Source organism: Nocardia arthritidis (genome assembly GCF_011801145.1).
Classification (GTDB): domain Bacteria; phylum Actinomycetota; class Actinomycetes; order Mycobacteriales; family Mycobacteriaceae; genus Nocardia; species Nocardia arthritidis_A.
Genome location: NZ_CP046172.1, coordinates 8,535,247 through 8,553,578, shown reverse-complemented (window position 1 = coordinate 8,553,578; position 18,332 = coordinate 8,535,247). Strand labels below are relative to the sequence as shown.

At 66.7% G+C, this 18,332-nt stretch carries 20 protein-coding genes; 11 read left to right on the top strand and 9 right to left on the bottom strand.

Features of this window, described 5'->3' with window-relative positions; all coding sequences use genetic code 11:
* Window positions 1–25 precede the first annotated feature (25 nt).
* Window positions 26–595, top strand: a complete 570-nt coding sequence (locus F5544_RS38735) for a hypothetical protein (protein ID WP_167477750.1) — start codon at window positions 26–28, stop codon at window positions 593–595.
* 14 nt (window positions 596–609) lie between these two features.
* On the opposite strand, the gene coaA is transcribed toward F5544_RS38735, so the two are convergent.
* The gene (coaA, locus tag F5544_RS38730) at window positions 610–1,533 is read right to left on the bottom strand and encodes a type I pantothenate kinase (RefSeq protein ID WP_167477749.1); all 924 of its coding nucleotides are present in this window, start codon (window positions 1,531–1,533) and stop codon (window positions 610–612) included.
* A gap of 230 nt (window positions 1,534–1,763) precedes the next feature.
* Here coaA and F5544_RS38725 point away from each other — a divergent pair, with 230 nt between their 5' ends.
* Window positions 1,764–2,960 (top strand): DUF885 domain-containing protein, encoded by a 1,197-nt coding sequence (locus F5544_RS38725; protein WP_167477748.1) that lies wholly within the window; start codon window positions 1,764–1,766, stop codon window positions 2,958–2,960.
* 292 nt (window positions 2,961–3,252) lie between these two features.
* On the opposite strand, the gene F5544_RS38720 is transcribed toward F5544_RS38725, so the two are convergent.
* The gene (locus F5544_RS38720) at window positions 3,253–3,708 is read right to left on the bottom strand and encodes a PaaI family thioesterase (RefSeq protein ID WP_167477747.1); all 456 of its coding nucleotides are present in this window, start codon (window positions 3,706–3,708) and stop codon (window positions 3,253–3,255) included.
* Between the two features lie 98 nt (window positions 3,709–3,806).
* Here F5544_RS38720 and F5544_RS38715 point away from each other — a divergent pair, with 98 nt between their 5' ends.
* The 3 genes from F5544_RS38715 (at window position 3,807) to F5544_RS38705 (ending at window position 6,627) form a co-directional block, all read left to right on the top strand.
* Window positions 3,807–4,427, top strand: a complete 621-nt coding sequence (locus F5544_RS38715) for a TetR/AcrR family transcriptional regulator (RefSeq protein ID WP_167477746.1) — start codon at window positions 3,807–3,809, stop codon at window positions 4,425–4,427.
* Window positions 4,424–5,719 (top strand): serine hydroxymethyltransferase, encoded by a 1,296-nt coding sequence (gene glyA / locus F5544_RS38710; protein WP_167477745.1) that lies wholly within the window; start codon window positions 4,424–4,426, stop codon window positions 5,717–5,719. The genes F5544_RS38715 and glyA overlap by 4 nt, the downstream gene beginning before the upstream one ends.
* Before the next feature lie 122 nt (window positions 5,720–5,841).
* Entirely contained in the window at window positions 5,842–6,627 is a 786-nt protein-coding gene (locus F5544_RS38705) for a GDSL-type esterase/lipase family protein (RefSeq protein WP_167477744.1), read from the top strand.
* A 3-nt stretch (window positions 6,628–6,630) separates the two neighbouring features.
* Here the strand turns inward: F5544_RS38705 and F5544_RS38700 are convergent, their stop codons facing one another.
* The gene (locus F5544_RS38700; protein WP_167477743.1) at window positions 6,631–7,380 is read right to left on the bottom strand and encodes an MBL fold metallo-hydrolase; all 750 of its coding nucleotides are present in this window, start codon (window positions 7,378–7,380) and stop codon (window positions 6,631–6,633) included.
* 68 nt (window positions 7,381–7,448) lie between these two features.
* Between F5544_RS38700 and F5544_RS38695 the strand changes: the two genes are divergently transcribed.
* Complete coding sequence (locus tag F5544_RS38695; RefSeq protein ID WP_167477742.1) at window positions 7,449–8,114, top strand: TetR/AcrR family transcriptional regulator; 666 nt, start codon at window positions 7,449–7,451, stop codon at window positions 8,112–8,114.
* Here the strand turns inward: F5544_RS38695 and F5544_RS38690 are convergent.
* From F5544_RS38690 to F5544_RS38675, 4 genes are all read right to left on the bottom strand, one after another.
* Complete coding sequence (locus F5544_RS38690) at window positions 8,042–8,776, bottom strand: HNH endonuclease family protein (RefSeq protein WP_167477741.1); 735 nt, start codon at window positions 8,774–8,776, stop codon at window positions 8,042–8,044. The two genes, F5544_RS38695 and F5544_RS38690, sit on opposite strands and share 73 nt — an antisense overlap.
* A 384-nt stretch (window positions 8,777–9,160) precedes the next feature.
* On the bottom strand, window positions 9,161–9,898 hold the full coding sequence (locus F5544_RS38685) for an ESX secretion-associated protein EspG (protein WP_167477740.1): 738 nt from the start codon (window positions 9,896–9,898) through the stop codon (window positions 9,161–9,163).
* Between the two features lie 193 nt (window positions 9,899–10,091).
* Window positions 10,092–11,306, bottom strand: coding sequence for a PPE domain-containing protein (locus F5544_RS38680; RefSeq protein ID WP_167477739.1), 1,215 nt, complete (start codon window positions 11,304–11,306; stop codon window positions 10,092–10,094).
* A 133-nt stretch (window positions 11,307–11,439) separates the two neighbouring features.
* Window positions 11,440–12,624 (bottom strand): FAD-dependent monooxygenase, encoded by a 1,185-nt coding sequence (locus F5544_RS38675; RefSeq protein ID WP_167477738.1) that lies wholly within the window; start codon window positions 12,622–12,624, stop codon window positions 11,440–11,442.
* A gap of 108 nt (window positions 12,625–12,732) precedes the next feature.
* On the opposite strand from F5544_RS38675, the gene F5544_RS38670 reads away from it, so the two are divergent.
* Window positions 12,733–13,470, top strand: coding sequence for a TetR/AcrR family transcriptional regulator (locus F5544_RS38670; RefSeq protein ID WP_167477737.1), 738 nt, complete (start codon window positions 12,733–12,735; stop codon window positions 13,468–13,470).
* 13 nt (window positions 13,471–13,483) lie between these two features.
* Window positions 13,484–13,903 (top strand): limonene-1,2-epoxide hydrolase family protein, encoded by a 420-nt coding sequence (locus F5544_RS38665; protein WP_167477736.1) that lies wholly within the window; start codon window positions 13,484–13,486, stop codon window positions 13,901–13,903.
* Here F5544_RS38665 and F5544_RS38660 read toward each other — a convergent pair.
* Window positions 13,900–14,604, bottom strand: coding sequence for a GbsR/MarR family transcriptional regulator (locus F5544_RS38660; protein WP_167477735.1), 705 nt, complete (start codon window positions 14,602–14,604; stop codon window positions 13,900–13,902). The genes F5544_RS38665 and F5544_RS38660 overlap by 4 nt on opposite strands.
* A gap of 220 nt (window positions 14,605–14,824) precedes the next feature.
* On the opposite strand from F5544_RS38660, the gene F5544_RS38655 reads away from it, so the two are divergent.
* Together F5544_RS38655 and F5544_RS38650 are read left to right on the top strand one after the other, a co-directional pair.
* Window positions 14,825–16,027, top strand: coding sequence for a cytochrome P450 (locus F5544_RS38655; RefSeq protein ID WP_167477734.1), 1,203 nt, complete (start codon window positions 14,825–14,827; stop codon window positions 16,025–16,027).
* Window positions 16,028–16,040: 13 nt separating this feature from the next.
* Window positions 16,041–16,244, top strand: a complete 204-nt coding sequence (locus F5544_RS38650) for a ferredoxin (protein WP_167477733.1) — start codon at window positions 16,041–16,043, stop codon at window positions 16,242–16,244.
* A gap of 10 nt (window positions 16,245–16,254) precedes the next feature.
* Here F5544_RS38650 and F5544_RS38645 read toward each other — a convergent pair whose 3' ends face one another.
* The gene (locus F5544_RS38645; protein WP_167477732.1) at window positions 16,255–16,530 is read right to left on the bottom strand and encodes a hypothetical protein; all 276 of its coding nucleotides are present in this window, start codon (window positions 16,528–16,530) and stop codon (window positions 16,255–16,257) included.
* Window positions 16,531–16,929: 399 nt separating this feature from the next.
* Between F5544_RS38645 and F5544_RS38640 the strand changes: the two genes are divergently transcribed.
* Entirely contained in the window at window positions 16,930–18,222 is a 1,293-nt protein-coding gene (locus tag F5544_RS38640) for a PhoH family protein (protein WP_428847201.1), read from the top strand.
* Window positions 18,223–18,332: the final 110 nt, after the last annotated feature.

The following is an 18,332-nucleotide window of genomic DNA, read 5'->3' as shown; positions in this document are numbered from 1 at the left end:
TAGAACATCGCGTACCGTCCGGTTGGTGGAGGAGAACTCGGCGCCGAACTACCTCAGCTACGAGGAATTCGGCAGGTGTTTCCTGGAATACGCGGCATCGGAGGAGCGCATTCTCGGCGCCTTCGCCCAATTGACCGGCACCGCATTCGATTTCGGACCCATCGGCGTCGGGCCCGCCCGGCTCGCCAAGGCCAGTGCCGAGGTGCGACTCGGACAGCCGAGCGTGCGCCGCCACATCGACGAGTTGATTTCCTTCGACCTGTTCATCCCGCTCGATGTGAACATGCTCATAGATTTGGCCATAGATCGTCATCGTTTCCAGGTGGACGGCACCATTCATTTGCGGCTCACCGCCCGCACCGCGGAACCGCTGCGGGTAGTCATCGATATCGCCGAACCGCGGCCGGGTGACGTCCGGATCAATGTGGCCACCGATACCATTCGCGGTCAACTGCTGCGCATCGTCGCCAGCGTCGACCAGGAAATCCGGCGATTCATCGCGCGCTACATCGCCAGAGAAATCCGCAAGCCGCATATTGCCGCCGCCCGCGATATCGATGTCGCGGCCCGACTGGACGCGGCGTGGAAGTTGTAGCCGCGCCGGCGAAATCAGAGCTTGCGCAGCCGAATCCGGTTGATGCTGTGGTCGGCGTCCTTGCGCAGCACCAGGGTGGCGCGCGGCCGGGTCGGCAGGATGTTCTCGACCAGGTTGGGGCGGTTGATGTTGTTCCAGATCTTGCGGGCCTCCGCCGTCGCCTGGTCATCGGTGAACAGCGAGTAGTCGTGGAAGTGCGCCGCCGGGTCGGCGAAGGCCGTGGCGCGCAGCGCCAGAAACCTTTGCACATACCAGTTTTCGATATCCTCGATGCGCGCGTCGACGTAGATGGAGAAGTCGAACAGATCCGAGACCATCAGCCGCGGCCCGGTCTGCAGCACATTCAGACCCTCGACGATGAGAATGTCGGGCTGGCGCACACAGTGCTGCTTGTCCGGCACGATGTCGTAGGAGATATGGGAATACACCGGCGCGCATACTTCCGGTGCACCGGATTTCACCTCGGTGACGAAACGCAGCAACTTGCGCCGGTCGTAACTTTCCGGAAAACCCTTGCGCTGCATGATGCCGCGCCGGGTCAGCTCCGCGGTGGGATACAGGAATCCGTCGGTTGTGACCAAATCCACACGCGGATGGTGGTCCCAACGCGCCAACAACGCCTGCAGTACACGCGCGGTGGTGGATTTTCCGACCGCGACACTGCCCGCGACCCCGATCACGAACGGCACCTGACGATCCGGATGCTGTTCACCGAGGAAGGTCGCGGTGGCCGCGAAAAGCCGTTGTCGCGCGGCCACCTGGAGGTGGATCAACCTGGCCAGCGGAAGATAGACCTCGGCCACTTCTTCGAGATCTATCTGTTCGCCCAGACCGCGCAGCCCGATCAGTTCTTCCTCGGTGAGCACCAGCGGAGTCGACTTGCGGAGTGTTCGCCACTTTTTACGATCGAATTCGACATAGGGGCTCGGCTCGCTCATGCCACCGCCTCGCTGCTCATCCGTGCCACTTACCCGACACTCCCCGAAATCAAACACGAACATAGTCCGCGTGCCGGGTGCGCGATTCGGTCCAACTGAGGCCGCATAGCTGAATTCTGCTCTGCCCCATGATCGTGTGAAACGCGGGGTGCCGATACCGGGTGGTAACCGATGGGATGCTGACTGGACGGTCAGGTCACGTGCGGCCACAACCCGCTAATGTCGGCGCAATGGATGCGCACCCGCTCGTCACCGAGTACCTGCGGCTCGGATTGGCTTTCGACCGGTTGGAGGAAGGTTTCGTCGACGCGTACACCGGCGATCCCGAACTGCGCAGAGCGGTGGCGAACGCGCCGGCGCCCGAGCCGAGGGATCTGGCCAAGCGCGCCGCCGAACTGCGGACCGCGCTGCCCGACGCGGGCCTGACCGCCGAGCGCACCGAATTCCTGGACGTGCACCTGGGTGCGCTGGAGTGTTCGGCGCGCAAATTCGCCGGGGACGAGATCGGATTCGTCGACGAGGTGCGCGCCTATTTCGATGTCGAGATCGCGCCAGGCGATGTCGACGACTACCGCGAGGCGCATCGGCAGATGGACGAGGTGCTGGCCGGTGCGGGCCCGCTGGCCGAGCGGGTGGCCGCGCATCGCAGGGCGGACGAGATTCCGCCGGAGCGGCTGACGGCCTGCGTCGAGGCGTTCTCCGGCGCGCTGCGCGAACTGGTCAGGGACAGGTATCCGCTGCCCGATCACGAGCACGTCAGCTATGAGGTCGTCGGCGACAAGCCGTGGTCCGGCTTCAACTACTACCTGGGCAACTATCACTCCCGAGTGGCCATCAACTCGGATCTCAAGCAGCACATGGCCCATCTGCCGCTGCTGATCGCGCACGAGTCGTACCCGGGCCACCACACCGAGCACTGCCGCAAGGAGGCCGGGTTGGTCGCCGCCGGGCAGGCCGAGCAGACGCTTTTCCTGGTGAATACGCCGCAGTGCCTGATGGCGGAGGGGTTGGCGGATCTCGCGCTGCGCTCGATCGTCGGCCTCGGGTGGGGCGAGTGGGCGCAGGAGATTTACGCCGACCTCGGGCTGCGCTTCGACGGTGAACGGGCGCAACGGCTTTCGAACGCCTCGGCGAATCTGCTGAGCGTGCGCCAGGATGCCGCGCTGCTGCTGCACGACCGCGGCAAAACGGCCGACGAGGTGGCCGAATTCCTGCAGCGCTGGGGTCTGGTGACACCGGAGCGGGCCAGGCAGTCGCTGCGCTTCCTGTCCTCGCCGCTGTGGCGGGCATACATCAGCACCTACGTCGAGGGCTACCGGCTGCTCGGCGGCTGGCTCGATCGGGCGGCCGACGCCGACGACCGCGCCGAACGGTTCCGCAGGCTGCTCGATGAGCCGCTGACACCCGGCGCGATCCGCGCGATGTGAGGCGGCGGCGAATTCCGGCCCGGCCCAGGGGTTTTCCCAGGCCGGGCGCGGAAACGCCCGCGCTACAGGATGACCGGGCAGCTGTGCCCGGAGGAAATGGAACAAGCGATCTGCGATAGCTGTCGCAGCAGCGCCTCGATGGGGTTGGTGGGCAACGAAACCAGGAACATGGTGTCTCCTCTGATGTCAACTCGGACAATGACATCGATGAAACCGGTTGCAGGCCGCCGTTTCGTTACATTCGTCACGCCCCCAAAGATCGATGTCAGCGGGATTCGGGGGTCCTTGGGGTTCAACGGTTTCCGAGGATGACGCAGGTGGTGGTGCCGTGTGCGACCAGACGGCCGCCTGCGTCGACAACGCGGCCCTCGGCGGTGGCGGTGGTGCGGCCGACGTGGATGGTGGAGCCGGTGGCGGTGAGGCGCTGCCCGTCGGTGGGCACGGCGCGGATGTAGTTGACCTTCAGCTCGAGCGTCGTGTAGCCGACGCCCGCGTCGAGGGTGGTGTGCACCGCGCAGCCCATCACCGAATCGAGCAGGGTGGCGCAGATGCCGCCGTGCGTCGTGCCGAGCGGGTTGGCGAATTCCGGGCGGGTGTGCAGCGCGAAGACGACCTCGCCGTACTCGAGGGATTCGACCTCCATGCCGAGGAGGTCGCCGATGAACCGCGGGCGGTCCTGCGTGGTCATGCCGAGCCGGAGCAGTTCGAGGCCGGTCAGCTTGCTGAGGTCGAGCTCGGGCGTGGCCATGAATTCCGTCCTTTCGATGAACCGATCGGTCCATATCTGTCATGATTGCAACATGGACCGATCGGTCCACGCAACCGTCTGTGAGGAGAAGATCGGAAATGAACGCCGGTCCCCGCACCAGGCTGATCGAGAGCGCCATCGAGCTGGTGCGCGAACAGGGCGTGCACGGCGCGGGCCTCGCCGCGCTGCTCGAGCGCGGCAACGCCTCGCGCAACTCGCTGTATCAGCACTTCCCGTCCGGCAAGGGCGAGCTGATGGTGGCCGCCACCGAGGTCGCGGGCGCGCGGATGAGCGCGCTGCTCGACCGGATCACCGCCGCGGGCGCGCCGCGGCAGTGGCCCGCCGCGCTCACCGGCTGGTGGCGAAAGAATCTGGAGCGCAGCGCCTTCGGCGCGGGCTGCCCGATTGTCGGTGCGGCGCTTGCCGAATCGGAGCCCGAGGTGCAGGCGGCCGCTGCCGCCGCCTTCACCGAATGGACCGGCCGGATTGCGAAAGCGCTGGCGGACCAGGGAATTCCGGCCGCGCAGGCCCGCTCGTACGCGAGTTTCGCGATCAGTGCGCTGGAGGGCGCGATCGTGCAGGCGCGTGCGCTGAAGTCCACCGAACCGCTCGACGCCGTGGAAACGCAGCTGACCGCGCTGTTGGCGCAGGTCCGCCCCGCCACGCCGGTGAACCCCGTGCTCACCGATGCCGACGAGGCCCATAGACTGGGGCGGTGACGCAGACGACCGCCTCTGTCAATACTCAGTCCCTCGGTGAGCTCGACCCCGAACTCGCTGCCGCGATGGCAGGCGAGTTGGCCAGGGAACGCGACACGCTCGAGATGATCGCCTCGGAGAACTTCGTGCCGCGCGCGGTGTTGCAGGCGCAGGGCAGCGTGCTCACCAACAAGTACGCCGAGGGCTACCCGGGGCGGCGCTACTACGGCGGCTGTGAGCACGTCGACGTCGTCGAAACCCTCGCGCGGGACCGGGCCAAGGAGCTGTTCGGCGCCGAATTCGCCAATGTGCAGCCGCATTCCGGCGCGCAGGCCAACGCCGCGGTGCTGATGGCGCTGATGGAACCGGGCGACAAACTGCTCGGCCTCGACCTCGCGCACGGCGGTCACCTCACCCACGGCATGCGGCTGAACTTCTCCGGCAAGCTCTACGAGGTGCATTCGTACGGGGTCAGCAAGGAAGACCACCGCATCGATATGGACGAGGTGCGCAAGATCGCCATCGGCGCCAAGCCGAAGGTGATCGTCGCGGGCTGGTCGGCCTACCCGCGGCATCAGGACTTCGCGGCGTTCCGGGAGATCGCCGACGAGGTCGGCGCCTACCTGTGGGTGGATATGGCGCACTTCGCCGGGCTGGTCGCGGCCGGGCTGCACCCGTCGCCGGTGCCGCACGCCGACGTGGTGTCCTCCACCGTGCACAAGACGCTGGGCGGTCCGCGCTCGGGCCTGATCCTGGCCAAGCAGGAATTCGCCAAGAAGCTCAACAGCTCGGTGTTCCCGGGCCAGCAGGGCGGCCCGCTGATGCACGCGATCGCGGCGAAGGCGGTCGCGTTCAAGATCGCGGCAGGCGCGGAATTCCGCGACCGGCAGGAGCGCACGCTGTCGGGCGCGAAGATCCTGGCCGACCGGCTCACCGCGGCCGACGTCAAGGACAAGGGCATCAGCGTGCTCACCGGCGGCACCGACGTGCACCTGGTGCTCGTCGACCTGCGCAATTCCGCACTCGACGGCCAGCAGGGCGAGGATCTGCTGCACGAAATCGGAATCACCGTGAACCGCAACGCCGTTCCGTTCGACCCCCGGCCGCCGATGGTCACCTCCGGCCTGCGCATCGGCACCGCCGCGCTGGCCACCCGCGGCTTCGGCGACGCCGAATTCACCGAGGTGTCCGACATCATCGCCTCCGCGCTGGCGGGGACCTCGGATGTGGACAGCCTGCGGACCCGGGTCACCAAATTGGCCCAGAGCGTGCCGCTGTACCAGGGCCTGGAGGATTGGCGCCTGCTCGGCTGAGCTTCATCCCTGTTCAGGACGTCTTCACAGCTGGGCTTACTTGTAACACGAGTAGCGGATTTCCCGTTAGGTGTGCAAACAATTAAGCCTGGGTGCGAAGGTCCGGACAGGAGGCACGAAGGTTGATCAAGCGATCGATCTTGTGGACAGCGGTGCTGGTCGCGACGGTGCTCGGCATGCCCGTCGCGGCCGCCCAGCCCTCGGTGTGGTCCGCGGCCGGGTCGTCCGGTGTATATGTCGCGCTCGGTGAATCAGGGGCGGCCGGACCATTCATCCCGACCCAGCTGAAGCCGTTCGGCTGTTTCCGCTCCGACCGCAACTACGCGCACCTGACCGCCGCGGCGCTCGGCCTGACGCTGCGCGACGCCACCTGCTCCGGCGCGAAGATCATCAACATGTATCAGCCGCAGGAGATCCCAGGCGGCGCGGACACCCCGCAGCTCGACGCGCTCACCGCGGACGCGTCCATCGTCTCGGTGGATATCGGCATCAACGACTACGTCAACGACAGCGAATCCAGCGCCGCCGTCGCGCCGGTGCTCGACGCGCTGCTCACCGATATCCACGATCGCGCACCGGCCGCGAAGGTCTTCGTGATGGGCAAACTGGAACGAATCCGGGCGGGCGGCTGCTTCCCGCAGGTGCCGCTGCCGCCCGCGCAAGCCGACCTGGTCCACAACGGCGTACTCGCCGTGAACGAACTGGCCCGCGCCGCTGCCGCCGCACACGATGCCGTCTTCGTCGACGTCTATCCGGCCAGCGTCGGACTGGACGCCTGTGCGCCGGAAGACATTCGGTGGTCCGAGGGCCTGTTCCCGGAGCAGCCCGCGCAACCGATGCACGCCAACGCCCGCGGCCACCAACACGAGGCGGAAATGCTGGAGGCCGCCATCCGCGCGAACAGCTGAGCGCTAAAGCGCCAGTGGCTGCCCGGTGGGTAGCACGCTCACGGTCGTCTCCGGCGCGATATCGCTTGCGGCATCGACGAATAGGTCGGTGCGATTGCGATCGGATCTGGTCATGACGAGGTCACCGAGTCGGCCGCTGGTGAATGCGTAGTGGATTGGTACGGCGATGCGCGGTCGCAGGGTTCGGGTGAGGTCGGCGGCCTCCTCGGCGTTCATCACGACCTGTTTGTTGAACGCGGGACGGATGCGCAGGCCGTTTATCGGGAGCAGCGCGAGATCCAAATCCGGGTAACGCCTTGCGATTTCATCGAGTTCCGGGACGCGCAGCGTATCCGCGCCGAAGTAGACGGTGCTGCCGTCGGCGCGCAGCACGAAGGTTATTTCGGGGACGCCGTGCGCGGCCGGTGCAGCGGTCACCTCGACCGGGCCGAGATGGGTCCGCTGCCACGGATCGAGCTCGACCACATTGCGGAATCCCGCGGCCCGCACTTTCGCGGCCAGCCCCCTGACCACCGCGAACGGCACCTCTTTATTCGGGTATCCGACCAGCGCGCCGAGATCGCAGTGGTCGTAGTGCGCGTGGCTGATCACGATGCCCGCGAGTTCGGGGAGATCGGCGGCGGTGGCGATGCTGCGCGGCTCGCCCTGGTAGTAGAAGGGGCGCTCGGACAGCCACGGATCGGTGAGGATGCGGGCTCCGCCGAAGTCGAGTAGCACGCTGGCGTGGACGATGCGGGTCACGGTGACGGCCATGGTTTTCCTATGTAGACAGCTGTCTGGTTATGGTTGTAAGTGGACACCTGACTTGTTAACCTGTCAAGGTGACGGCGAAAACCCCGCGTGGGCGCAACCGGCGAGGTGAGGGCGCGCGATTACGCGAAGAACTCGTCGAGGCGGCCAGCCGGTTGCTGGAAACCCTCGACGGTGAGGAATCGCTGTCGCTGCGTGCGGTGGCCCGCACGGCGGGTATCGCCCCGCAGAGCGTCTACCTGCATTTCGCGGACCGGCGCGAGCTGCTCACCGCAGTATTCAGGGTGCGCTTCGCTGAACTGCGCGAGGCACTTTCGGCCGCGCGCGGGCCGGACCCGCAGGCCAGGCTTCGCGAAATCTGCCGCGCCTATTGCGAATACGGCCTGCGCAACCCCGGACACTATCGGGTGCTGTTCGGCACGGCGGGTGCGCCCGGTTGGGAGCCCACCGACGAACAGCTTCCCGGGCTGCCGGTATTCCGGATGATGGTCGACGCGGTGCGCGACTGCGGCAGCGCCGATCCCACCGCCACCGCCTCCTGCCTGTGGGCCGGAATGCATGGATTGATCACCCTGCGCCAGGACCGGCCGAGCTTTCCCTGGCTCGAGATGGACATCCTGCTGGACACCTTGGTCGCGGCGCACCTCGCCGCCGCAGGTGCGGGTCAGGGTGGCGGGCAAGCGTCGAGCAATTGGGTGAGCGCGTCCCGCTCCGGCGGGGTGACGTGCAGCCCGTAGCGGGATTTGACGGCCACCCAACGTTTTCCGTACTCGCACCAGTATTCGGGACGCGGACGCCACCGGTCCGGCGACTTACTGCCCTTGTCCTGGTTGGCCTGCTTGCGCACGACGAGCAGGTTGTCCACATCGTTGGCGAACCGCTCGCGCTGCTCGTCGGGCCAGGCCCAGGCCCCGGAACGCCATGCGTCGCCGAGCGCGACCAGATGGTCGATCTCGATATCGCCCGCTTTGAAACGGTTGTAGGACAAGCGGATTCCGCTGTACGGATCGTCGACCACACCCGAAAGGACGGTGCACGGATCGCGCTGCGCCGCTTTGATTTCCCGCAGATCCCGCCGCAGCACCACATCTCGCGCCGTGCATCCGCCCGCGAGCGTCGGCTCGCCGCCCCGGCCCGCCCAGCCGGGACCGAATGCGTTGCGGGCGTACGACTCCCAATGGTCGTTCCAGGCTACGGTCAAGGCGCTCAACATGTTCCGTGCTTGCTGCGCATCGGGCGGAAACGATGTCGTTGACGATTGTGTCGATTGCCGCGGCTCGGCGATATCCCGATGGTTCAACCACAGCGCCAATCCGGCCGCGCCGACACACAGCGCGAGCACCAACGCCGCCCCGGCGCCACGCCGGAAGCGCCGTCGCCGGGATGCGCGGGCGTCCATGCGGGCAGGGTAGCGTCCAGCAAATCCCTAGCGCGGTGGGCGCGCCCTGACGGCGTCGGGCCTGTCGCGAGGGATCGGTGTGCTGGGCCGGTGGTCGCGCCGCTACGACGACGTAATCGCCTGAGAATAGGCGCGTAGCGCATTGCTGAGCGGTGTTTCGTCCCAATTAAAGCAACCGAGTGGCCGCGTTGATCATGCCCAAGGCTTCTCCAGACGCTGCCGCACTCCGTCTCTATGGTGCACACCCCGTACAGACAATGCGCGGTTCGAAGACGGGGTGCGGCTGCGAAAACGAGCCGCCACCACTCGAGTAAACCCGTGCCCACCTGGGGCGGCGCTGTCGTCCTAGCGGCACAACCACATTCGCAACCGGATGGTTCGCCGCTAATCCAACCGCGCCTTCGCGCGGATGATCGCCTCGTCCAAATACCTGCTGATATCGCTGATGGTGGCGGGGCGGATCATGCGGGCCCGGTTGGCGGGGATTTCGCAGTAGCGGCCGTCGGTGGTGTCGATCCAGCGGAGGCGGCCGGTGCGCAGGGGAGCGGCGTTGCGGGGGCCCAGGAGGACAACGACGGTCCCTTTGGTGTCGCAGGGTTGCCGCCAGAAGCGGCGGTAGCGGTCCTTGACCTCGGTGGCGGGTGCGTTGCCGGACAGGTCCGTGCGGTCGTCGTTGAGATCTTCGAGTAGGAAACTCTTTTCGCCCGCGGTGCCGGATGGTTTCTCGGGCAGCACCCGGATGAGCTCGGTGGCGAGTTGGTCGGGGCGGCAGCGGCGCAGCCGGACCGGGCCGCCGTCGGGCGCGGGGGACTGTTCGGCGATCACCGCGATCCCATTGCGGGTGGCGCAGCCGACGACCCGGATCTCCACGCCGTCGCGGGTGTTGTCGGTGCCGAAAAGTTCGATCCGCCAATCGGGTCTGGCCAGCACCTGAATGGCGCGCTGCAGCGATGCCCGCTCCTCCCTGGCCAGCTCCAGCCGGAATTGTCGCTGATACGCCTGATATTCGTGCAACCCGGAAAACCGGCTGGTGAACCGGAACGGAAACGGCATCCGATCCAACCCGGTGCCGAACCACGCCGCCGCGAACTGCTCCGCCGACAGCGCCCACTGCGCCTTCACCGCACACTCACCACCCCCGAATTCCAACCACCCCGAACCCGGCCGCGCGGCGCGTCGCCGCACCGACCTCGGCTGTGTCGAATCCTGTCGCGCTGAGGCTTGTCGTGCCGGACCCCACTGGACTGAACCCGGTAATGCCACCGGCCCGGGCCAACCCGAATTCCGCCGCCCCGCAGGGCGATTCGCGCGCGCATCACGCGCCGAAGACCGGCGGGACCGTTTTCTCCACCTCGCCGAGTAGTTTCTTCGCGTTTTCCTCGGAGCGCAGGTATTTGGCCGATTTGTGGGCGTCGTCCTGTTCGCGGCGAGCGGCGACGCCCGGTGGCAGGAATCCGGAATAGCCTGCGCCGCCGGTGGTTCCGGTCTTGACGGGCACCGTGGGCTGCGCGGCGGCCGCCGCGGGTGCGACGGGTTGCGGTGCGCGGGATATCCCGGGCTGGCCGTGCGGTGCCGGTGCGCTCGGCGCGTTCGGCGTGCCGTGGGTGCTGCCGGGCGCATGCGGGGTCCCGGTCCGGCTCGGTGGGGTGTCGACCGACGCGGGTGCGGTCGCTACCCGGCTCGGCGGAACGGTCGGTACGTACGATGTGGTGGACGTCCGATCGGTGGACGGCGTGAACGAGACCGGTTGGGTTACCGAGACCGGTTGTGTCGCGGGCACCGGCTGTGTATTCGAAACGGACTGTGGCGCAACCGCATCCTGCTTCGCGCTATCCGCAGTCTTGCCCTTGTCGTCGGATTTCGCCTGCTCCTCCGGCTTGCCCGGATTCTCCGGCTTGCCATTGTTTTCCGGCTTCTCGTGCTGCGTCGGCTTCTTGTCCGGCGAGCTGTCCGAATCGCTGGGCGTCGTGGAAGGCGTCTGCGGCTGACCGGAATCGTCGACCGCCGGGCCTACCACCGGCGCGGTATCCGACGGCGTCACAACCACATCCACCGGCGGCGGCAGGGTCGGAATGGTGGGCGCGGTGGCGCTGTACGGCTGCACGTAATACGTGCTCATATCGTCGCGGGCCTGCTGCTCCAGCTCGTTGCGCACCTCGGCGGCGGCGCCGGTGACCGGTGCGGGCACCGCGGCCTTGAACAGCGCCGCGGCCGATGCCGCCGCCGCGAGCGGATCCTTCTGCTGGTCGAGCGCGTTGCCGAATTCCGCGACGCGCAACACGAACTCACGGAGGCGCTGCACCGCCTTGTCGGCGGTCGCGCCCTCCCAGTGCTGCTCGATCGTCTTGCTGATCGCGGTCTCGAACTGTTCGCCCGCTTTGGTCACCGTTTTCGACAGCGACGACCAGGAGTCGAGCGCGCCGTGCAGCGCCTCCGGGTTCATCTTGTCGGCGGCGTCCTTGATCGCCTGATGCGAAAAGCTTTGCACGTTCTCGGGATTGGAGATCGTGCGTCCGTCGGTCCTTCTCATGTCGAGGCCCCCATCGCCGTCGCCCCTTTCGTCAGTACCGTCCTGACCCGTTTAGACGCGCCCCACCCCGCCCGGGTTCCATCGAAACACAGCCGATCCGCCGGGACCAGAGCCTTGGCGGATCGAGCCGAATTCAGTTGGCGGCGACCAGCGCCGGGTAGTCGGGCAGGTCGAGGTTCTTCTGCTTCTCGGCCATCTTCATCATCAGGTCCATCGCCTTCGATCCGAGGAACCAGTTGCGGATCTTGATGCCGCGCGCGGTCTTCGGGGCGAAGAAGCGGCCCGCGGAGCTCTGCTCGGACATCTTGGTGTAGCCGCGCATGATCTCGTTGTAGCGATCGAAGGCGACGGTGTGGTCGCCGCCCGCGACGGCCAGCTCACCCGCGATGATGTACGCGCCGACGACTGCCTGCCCGGTTCCGAAGCCGCCCAAGGTGTTTCCGTATCCGGCGTCGCCGACCAGCGCGATCCGGCCGCGGGTGTAGCTCTTCATCTTGCGCACGCGGGCGACGGAGTCGAGATAGACGTCGTCGAAACCGTCCAGTTCGGTCAGCATCTGCGGCACCTTCCACCCCATGCCCGCGAAGGTGTCCTTGATGATCTGCCGTTGCGCGTCGACATCGCCACGGGGGTAATCGAGTTCGGGTGCGGCGAAGACGTAGAACTGATGCGCCTTCGAGCCGCCGCTGATGGCGACGCGCCCCGGAACGTTGTAGCCGTACGAAGTCGCCCTGCTGCGCTCACCCGCCGGGCGCGAGAGCCACGGGCTCGAGCCCGCGATGCAGTAGTAGTGGCCCAGGTGCTTGACGTAGTCCTTTTCCGGTCCGAACGTCAAACGCCGTACCCGCGAATGGATTCCATCCGCGCCGAACACCAGATCGAACTGCCGCGGCGCACCGTTCTCGAACTCCACCCACACGCCGTCGTCGGTCTCGGTGAGCGCGCTGATCGAGTCGCCGAAGATGTATTCGCAGGACTCGTAGGTCTTTTCGTACATGATCCTGGACAGATCCCCGCGCAGGATCTCCACATCACCGCCGGTGAATTCACCGGACATCACGGCGAGTTGCTTACCGCTCTCGTCGACGTACACAACGTCTGTCGTGCCGGTCCGGTGGGCGTAGATGTCGTCCAGAATGCCCATCCGCCGTAGGACATCGTGGTGGGTCTCGCCGGTGAAGTCCACGGCCTGACCGCCGCGCCGCAGTTCGGGCGCCCGCTCGACGACGGTGACGGCGAACCCGTACCGCTGCAACCAATAGGCCAGCGCGGGCCCGGCGATGCTGGCGCCGGAGATGAGGACGGTCTGGTTGCGCATGCTGAGCTCCTTCAAGTTCTGCGTCCGTCGTAATCTGTTTCCGTCGGACACGAATTAGAGTATGAGGGACACAGTTTCCTGTCAACTCGGATTTGAAAGGATCTCGATATGCCGTCACCCACCACCGCCGAACTGCTCTGGGGCATCCAGCAGCGGCCGAAGCGCGGACCCAAACCCGCCCTGACCCTGGACGGGATCGTCGCCGAGGCCATCGCCATCGCCGACGCCGAAGGTCTGGCCAACCTGTCCATGCAGCGCCTGGCCGAACGGCTCGGCTTCACCAAGATGTCGCTGTACCGTTACGTTCCAGGCAAAGAGCAGCTGATCGCGCTGATGTTCGACACCGGAATGGGTGCGCCGCCGGATATGACCGCGGCACAACGGGTTTCGGCCGAGGAACCGTGGCGCGCCGGCCTGCGCGTCTGGGCGGAAACGATGTTCGAGCGCTACCTCGCGCACCCGTGGACGATCCGGCTCACCGCCGGTGTGCGCCCCATCGGCCCGAACGAAATGGGCTGGTTGGAGGCCGCGCTCACCGCACTCGACGGCACCGGCCTGCGCGGATCGGAGCGACTCGACACCGTCGTCCTGCTCAACGGGCACGTCCGCAGCCTCGCCGAACAACTCGGGTCGGCGAGCCACCAGCAGGCCGAGCAGGATGTCGCGGCGCAATTGGCCCAGATGATGACCGCGGCCGGTGATCGATTTCCGGCCGTCGCCGCCGCATTCGCCGATGAGCAGGCCGGCGCTGCACCCGATGTCGATCCGGACCGGAACAACGCGCTGAACTTCGGCATCGAGCGCATCCTCGACGGCCTGGGCGTACTCATCGCGACCCGGCGCTGACTACCCTCGGATCATGACCGAGGAACCGGAACTCCAACAGGATGCGATCACCACGGTGCGCGAGTTTTTCGCGGCGATGGAACTCGGCGCGGTCGCCGAGGCGGTGCGGCTGCTCGACCCGGAGATCGTCTGGAAGAACACCTCGCTGCCGGATGTGCGCGGCCGCGACCGGGTCGCCGCGCTGATCCGCGGACTGAACCGGGATTGGCTCGGCTTCTCCGCCGAAATGCACCACATCGCCGCGGCGGGCAACGTGGTGCTGAGCGACCGCACGGATGTGCTGCGCTTCGGTCCGGTGCGCATCGCGTTCTGGGTGCAGGGCACCTTCGAACTCCGGGACGGCCGAATCGTCTTGTGGCACGACCACTTCAGTTGGGCGAACTTCCTGCGCGGTACGCTCGCCGGGGCGTACCGGGCGGCATTGCGTCGCTAGTCGGTCGCCCGAATCGGCCTCCGCGCGTGCGTCTTTCGCCAGTCGTCCGCCGCCGCCAGCATGGTTTTGCCGACGAAATCCAGGAATTCGCCCGCCTCGCTGAGCCGGGCGGCGGCGGGGGAGTCGGGGCCGAGGAATTCGGCGGCCCGCCCGGCGGATTCCCCGAGCGCCGTGGCCTGACGCGCACCGAGCAGCGTCGCCCGGATCCACGCGTCCTCCTCGATGATGTAGCGGTCGCGGCGGCGCTGCCCATCGCGCTCGCGCCGGATGAGTTCCTGCTCCTCCAGATAGCCGACGGCCGAGGAGATGGTCGCCGGGCTCACCCGCAGTCGCGCCGCCAGTTCCGCGGCGACCGCGCTGCCGGAGTCTGAATCGTATAGGCAGGCAAGGACATTCGCGGACATGCGCGGCATCCCGCCCTGCTGGAAGAGCTTCCCGAAGTGCTCCAGAAATTCCTGTGCCGCGGCATCTTTCGGTCCAGGTGACGGGATGGCGGGTTTGCGTCTGCGGGCGCGGCGCTCGGTCGCCCGGTGCGCGATATCCGGCCGATAGCGGCTCGGCCCGCCATTGCGCGTCACCTCCCGGCTGACGGTCGATGTGGGACGCGCCAGCTGTCTGGCGATCTCCGCGTAGCCGAGACCGCGGGCCAGACAGCCCGCGATATGTCTGCGGTCCTCCTGGGTCAGCCTGCCACCGGGCATCGGTCCTTCTCCTGACTTCGGTGCTGCTGGGAAGTATGCGTTCACCGGCTTCTCATTGCAACAGCATCGGTGGCGTTGGTGCGTTCTGCGACATCGTCATTGCAACATAGATTTCGAATCTACCTGCTATTACTGCATTTATCTAAGCCAAATAGCGTTGTTCGCACGTTGAATGCAACGTAGCGTTTTGGATATCCCGAACATCAGAGAAGGACCGGCCATGACCCACTCGATACCGGACAGTGAACCTGTCCTCGAGGCACTGCCCACCGCGCGTCCGGCGGGCAGACCATTCGACCCGCCCGCCGAACTTGCCGCCATCCGCGCGCGAGATCCGTTGACCCCCATGATCTTTCCCGACGGTCACCGCGGCTGGCTGGCCACCGGTCATGCGGAAGTGCGTGCGGTACTTGCCCATCCGCACTTCAGTGTGCGTTACGAGATCGGGCACTACCCGCTGGCCGACGCCGGAACGATGCCGCCCGCATTACCCGGCGACCTGCTCGGCATCGACGCGCCGCAGCACACCCGATTCCGGAAGCTGTTGGCGGGCAAGTTCACCGTGCGCCGGATGCGGCAATTGACCGACTATCTCGGCGAACTCACCACCACCCACCTGGATGCGATGGAACGCGCGGGCGGCCCGGTAGATTTGGTCGAGGCGTTCGCGAATCCCATTCCGGCGCTTGTCATCTGCGAAATGCTCGGCGTGCCCGGCGCCGAACGCGGCACCTTCCGCAAGCTTGTCGAGTCGGCGAACAGCCTCGACGTTTCCGCCGAGGACCGGATGGCGGGGTTCGCACAGGGCCAGGCCTATATCCGAGAACTGGTGTTGGCCAAGCGCGCGGCGCCGGCCGACGATCTACTCAGCGATCTCACCTCGTCCGATCTCACCGACGACGAACTGGCGGGCGTCGGCACGCTGCTGCTCGGCGCCGGACTGGACACCACGGCGAATATGCTGGCGCTCGGCACCTTCGCCCTGCTGACCTATCCGGATCAACTCGCCGCCTTGCGCGCCGATCCGGATCTGGCCGACCCCGCGATCGAGGAGCTGATGCGGTATCTGACCATCGCGCACACCGGATCTCGGACGGCGCTGGCCGATGTGGAGATCAGCGGTCGGCGGATCGCGGCGGGCCAGACGGTCGCGCTGTCCATCCAGGCGGCCAATCGCGACCCGAACAAATTCGACGATCCGGACATGCTGGACATTCGCCGGAACGCGGTCGGGCATATCGGTTTCGGGCACGGCGCCCATCAGTGCCTCGGCCAGCAACTCGCCCGCGTCGAGATGCGAGTCGCCTTACCCGCCTTGCTGACTCGGTTTCCCGGCCTGCGGCTCGCGGTCGCGCCAGAAGAAGTGCCGTTGCGCGATGACATGGACGTCTACGGTGTTTATCGTCTGCCAGTGACGTGGTAGTAGGAGGTACGAGATGAAAATCACGGTGGATCGGACGCTGTGCGTCGGCTCGGGCATGTGCGCGCTCACCGCGCCAACGGTTTTCGATCAGGATGAAGTGGACGGCACGGTGCGGCTGCTCGACCCGTCGCCGGGGGAAGCCCACCACGCCGCGGCGCGCGAGGCGGAGGAGTCCTGCCCGGCCGCGGCGATCCGGATTTCCAACGGAAATCCCTAGCGGCGCAACACTATTCCGAGTGCTGCAGCAGGTAGTCGAGGTAGAACGGGCGCAGCTGCTCGGCCACCGCGCCGTCACCGGCGTGGATGTAGTCGTCGAGCAGCGGCAGCACGTACTTGATATCCGCCTCGCTCTCGCCCAGGTTGCCCGCGGCGGCCTCCGCCGCCGGTATCCGGGTGAGCAACTGCCACAGGTACTTCACGTCGCCGCGGCGTGCGGCCAGCCGCACCGCGCGATCGTGCAACTCCTTCGACGACAGGTTGTCGAGTTCCTCGTTGACGGCCATACCGGCGACTCTATCGGTTGCCCCGGTCCGCTCCCATGACCCCGGGTTTAACGACAAATTCACGGACACGCCTTCCCTGGCGTGAGCGCGATCGCCGGTTCGGCGGTAGCGTCGGGTGTGCGGGCCGCGTCGGTGTGGCTCGTACGGGAGGTCCTGACCGTGACTGAGCTATTCAGTTCGAGGGGGCCGGCACCCGGCCCTCGTGGCGTTCGATAGACGCCATTCAGGACGGACCGGTCCAGCGAGATGGTTCGCGCGGGTGCCGTGCGAACAAATAAGGAGCCCACCGTGACTGCTGCACGCTCCGTTTCCGCTCCCTCGGCGAAGTCCAGCTCCGCGAAGAAAGGCAACGCCGCTGTCCCGTCGGACAACAAGGGGGCCCGCCCCTCGCTCGATTCTCTGAAGACCTTCGTCATCGACACCTCCGTACTGCTCTCCGACCCGTGGGCGGTGACCCGGTTCGGCGAACATCACGTGGTGCTACCGCTGGTGGTGATCAGCGAACTCGAAGGTAAACGGCATCATCACGAACTCGGCTGGTTCGCCAGGGAGGCGCTGCGGATGCTGGACGATCTACGCCTGCAGTTCGGCAGGCTGGACAAGGAGGTGCCGATCGGCACCGAGGGCGGAACGTTGCAGGTGGAACTCAATCACACCGACCCCGCGGTCCTCCCGGTCGGGTTCCGCACCGATACCAATGACTCCAGGATCCTGGCCTGTGCACTGAATCTCGCGGCCGAGGGCCGCGAGGTGGTGCTGGTGTCCAAGGACATTCCGCTGCGCGTCAAGGCGAGCGCGGTGGGTTTGCACGCCGATGAGTACCACGCGCAGGACGTGATCACCTCGGGCTGGTCCGGCATGGTGGAGCTCGATGTGAGCACCGCGCAGATCGATCAGCTGTACGCCGAGAGCGTGATCGATTTGGACGCCGCCCGAGAACTGCCGTGCCACACCGGACTTCGGCTGCTCGGCGGCGGCTCCAGCGCGCTCGGCCGGGTCACCCCCGACAAGCGGGTGCAGCTGGTGCGCGGCGAGCGCGAGGCGTTCGGCTTGCACGGACGGTCGGCCGAGCAGCGGATCGCACTGGATCTGCTGCTGGACGAGAGCGTCGGCATCATCTCGCTCGGCGGCCGGGCGGGCACCGGCAAGTCGGCGCTGGCGCTGACCGCGGGCCTGGAGGCGGTGCTGGAGCGCCGCAGCCACCGCAAGGTGGTGGTGTTCCGGCCGCTGTACGCGGTGGGCGGCCAGGAACTCGGCTATCTGCCCGGCACCGAGAGCGAGAAGATGGGGCCTTGGGCGCAGGCGGTTTTCGACACGCTCGACGGGCTGGCCAGCCGTGAGGTGATGGAGGAGGTGCTCAGCCGCGACATGCTGGAGGTGTTGCCGCTCACCCACATTCGCGGCCGGTCGCTGCACGATTCGTTCGTCATCGTCGACGAGGCGCAGTCGCTGGAGCGCAATGTGCTGCTCACCGTGCTCAGCCGGTTGGGCAGCGGTTCGCGCGTCGTGCTCACCCACGATGTCGCCCAGCGCGACAATCTGCGCGTCGGCAGGCACGACGGGATCGCGGCGGTGATCGAAAAGCTCAAGGGGCACCCGCTTTTCGCGCACATCACGCTCACCCGCAGTGAGCGGTCCCCGATCGCGGCACTGGTCACCGAGATGCTCGAGGAGTACGGCCCCAACGCCTGATCGCTGCGACCCTGAGTTCAGCTAATACCCAGGGTGTGTTTCCTCTCACAGAGCGCCGGGTACTATCCGCCGCGATACCTGTTCAGCACGGCCCGGCGAGTCGCACTTCG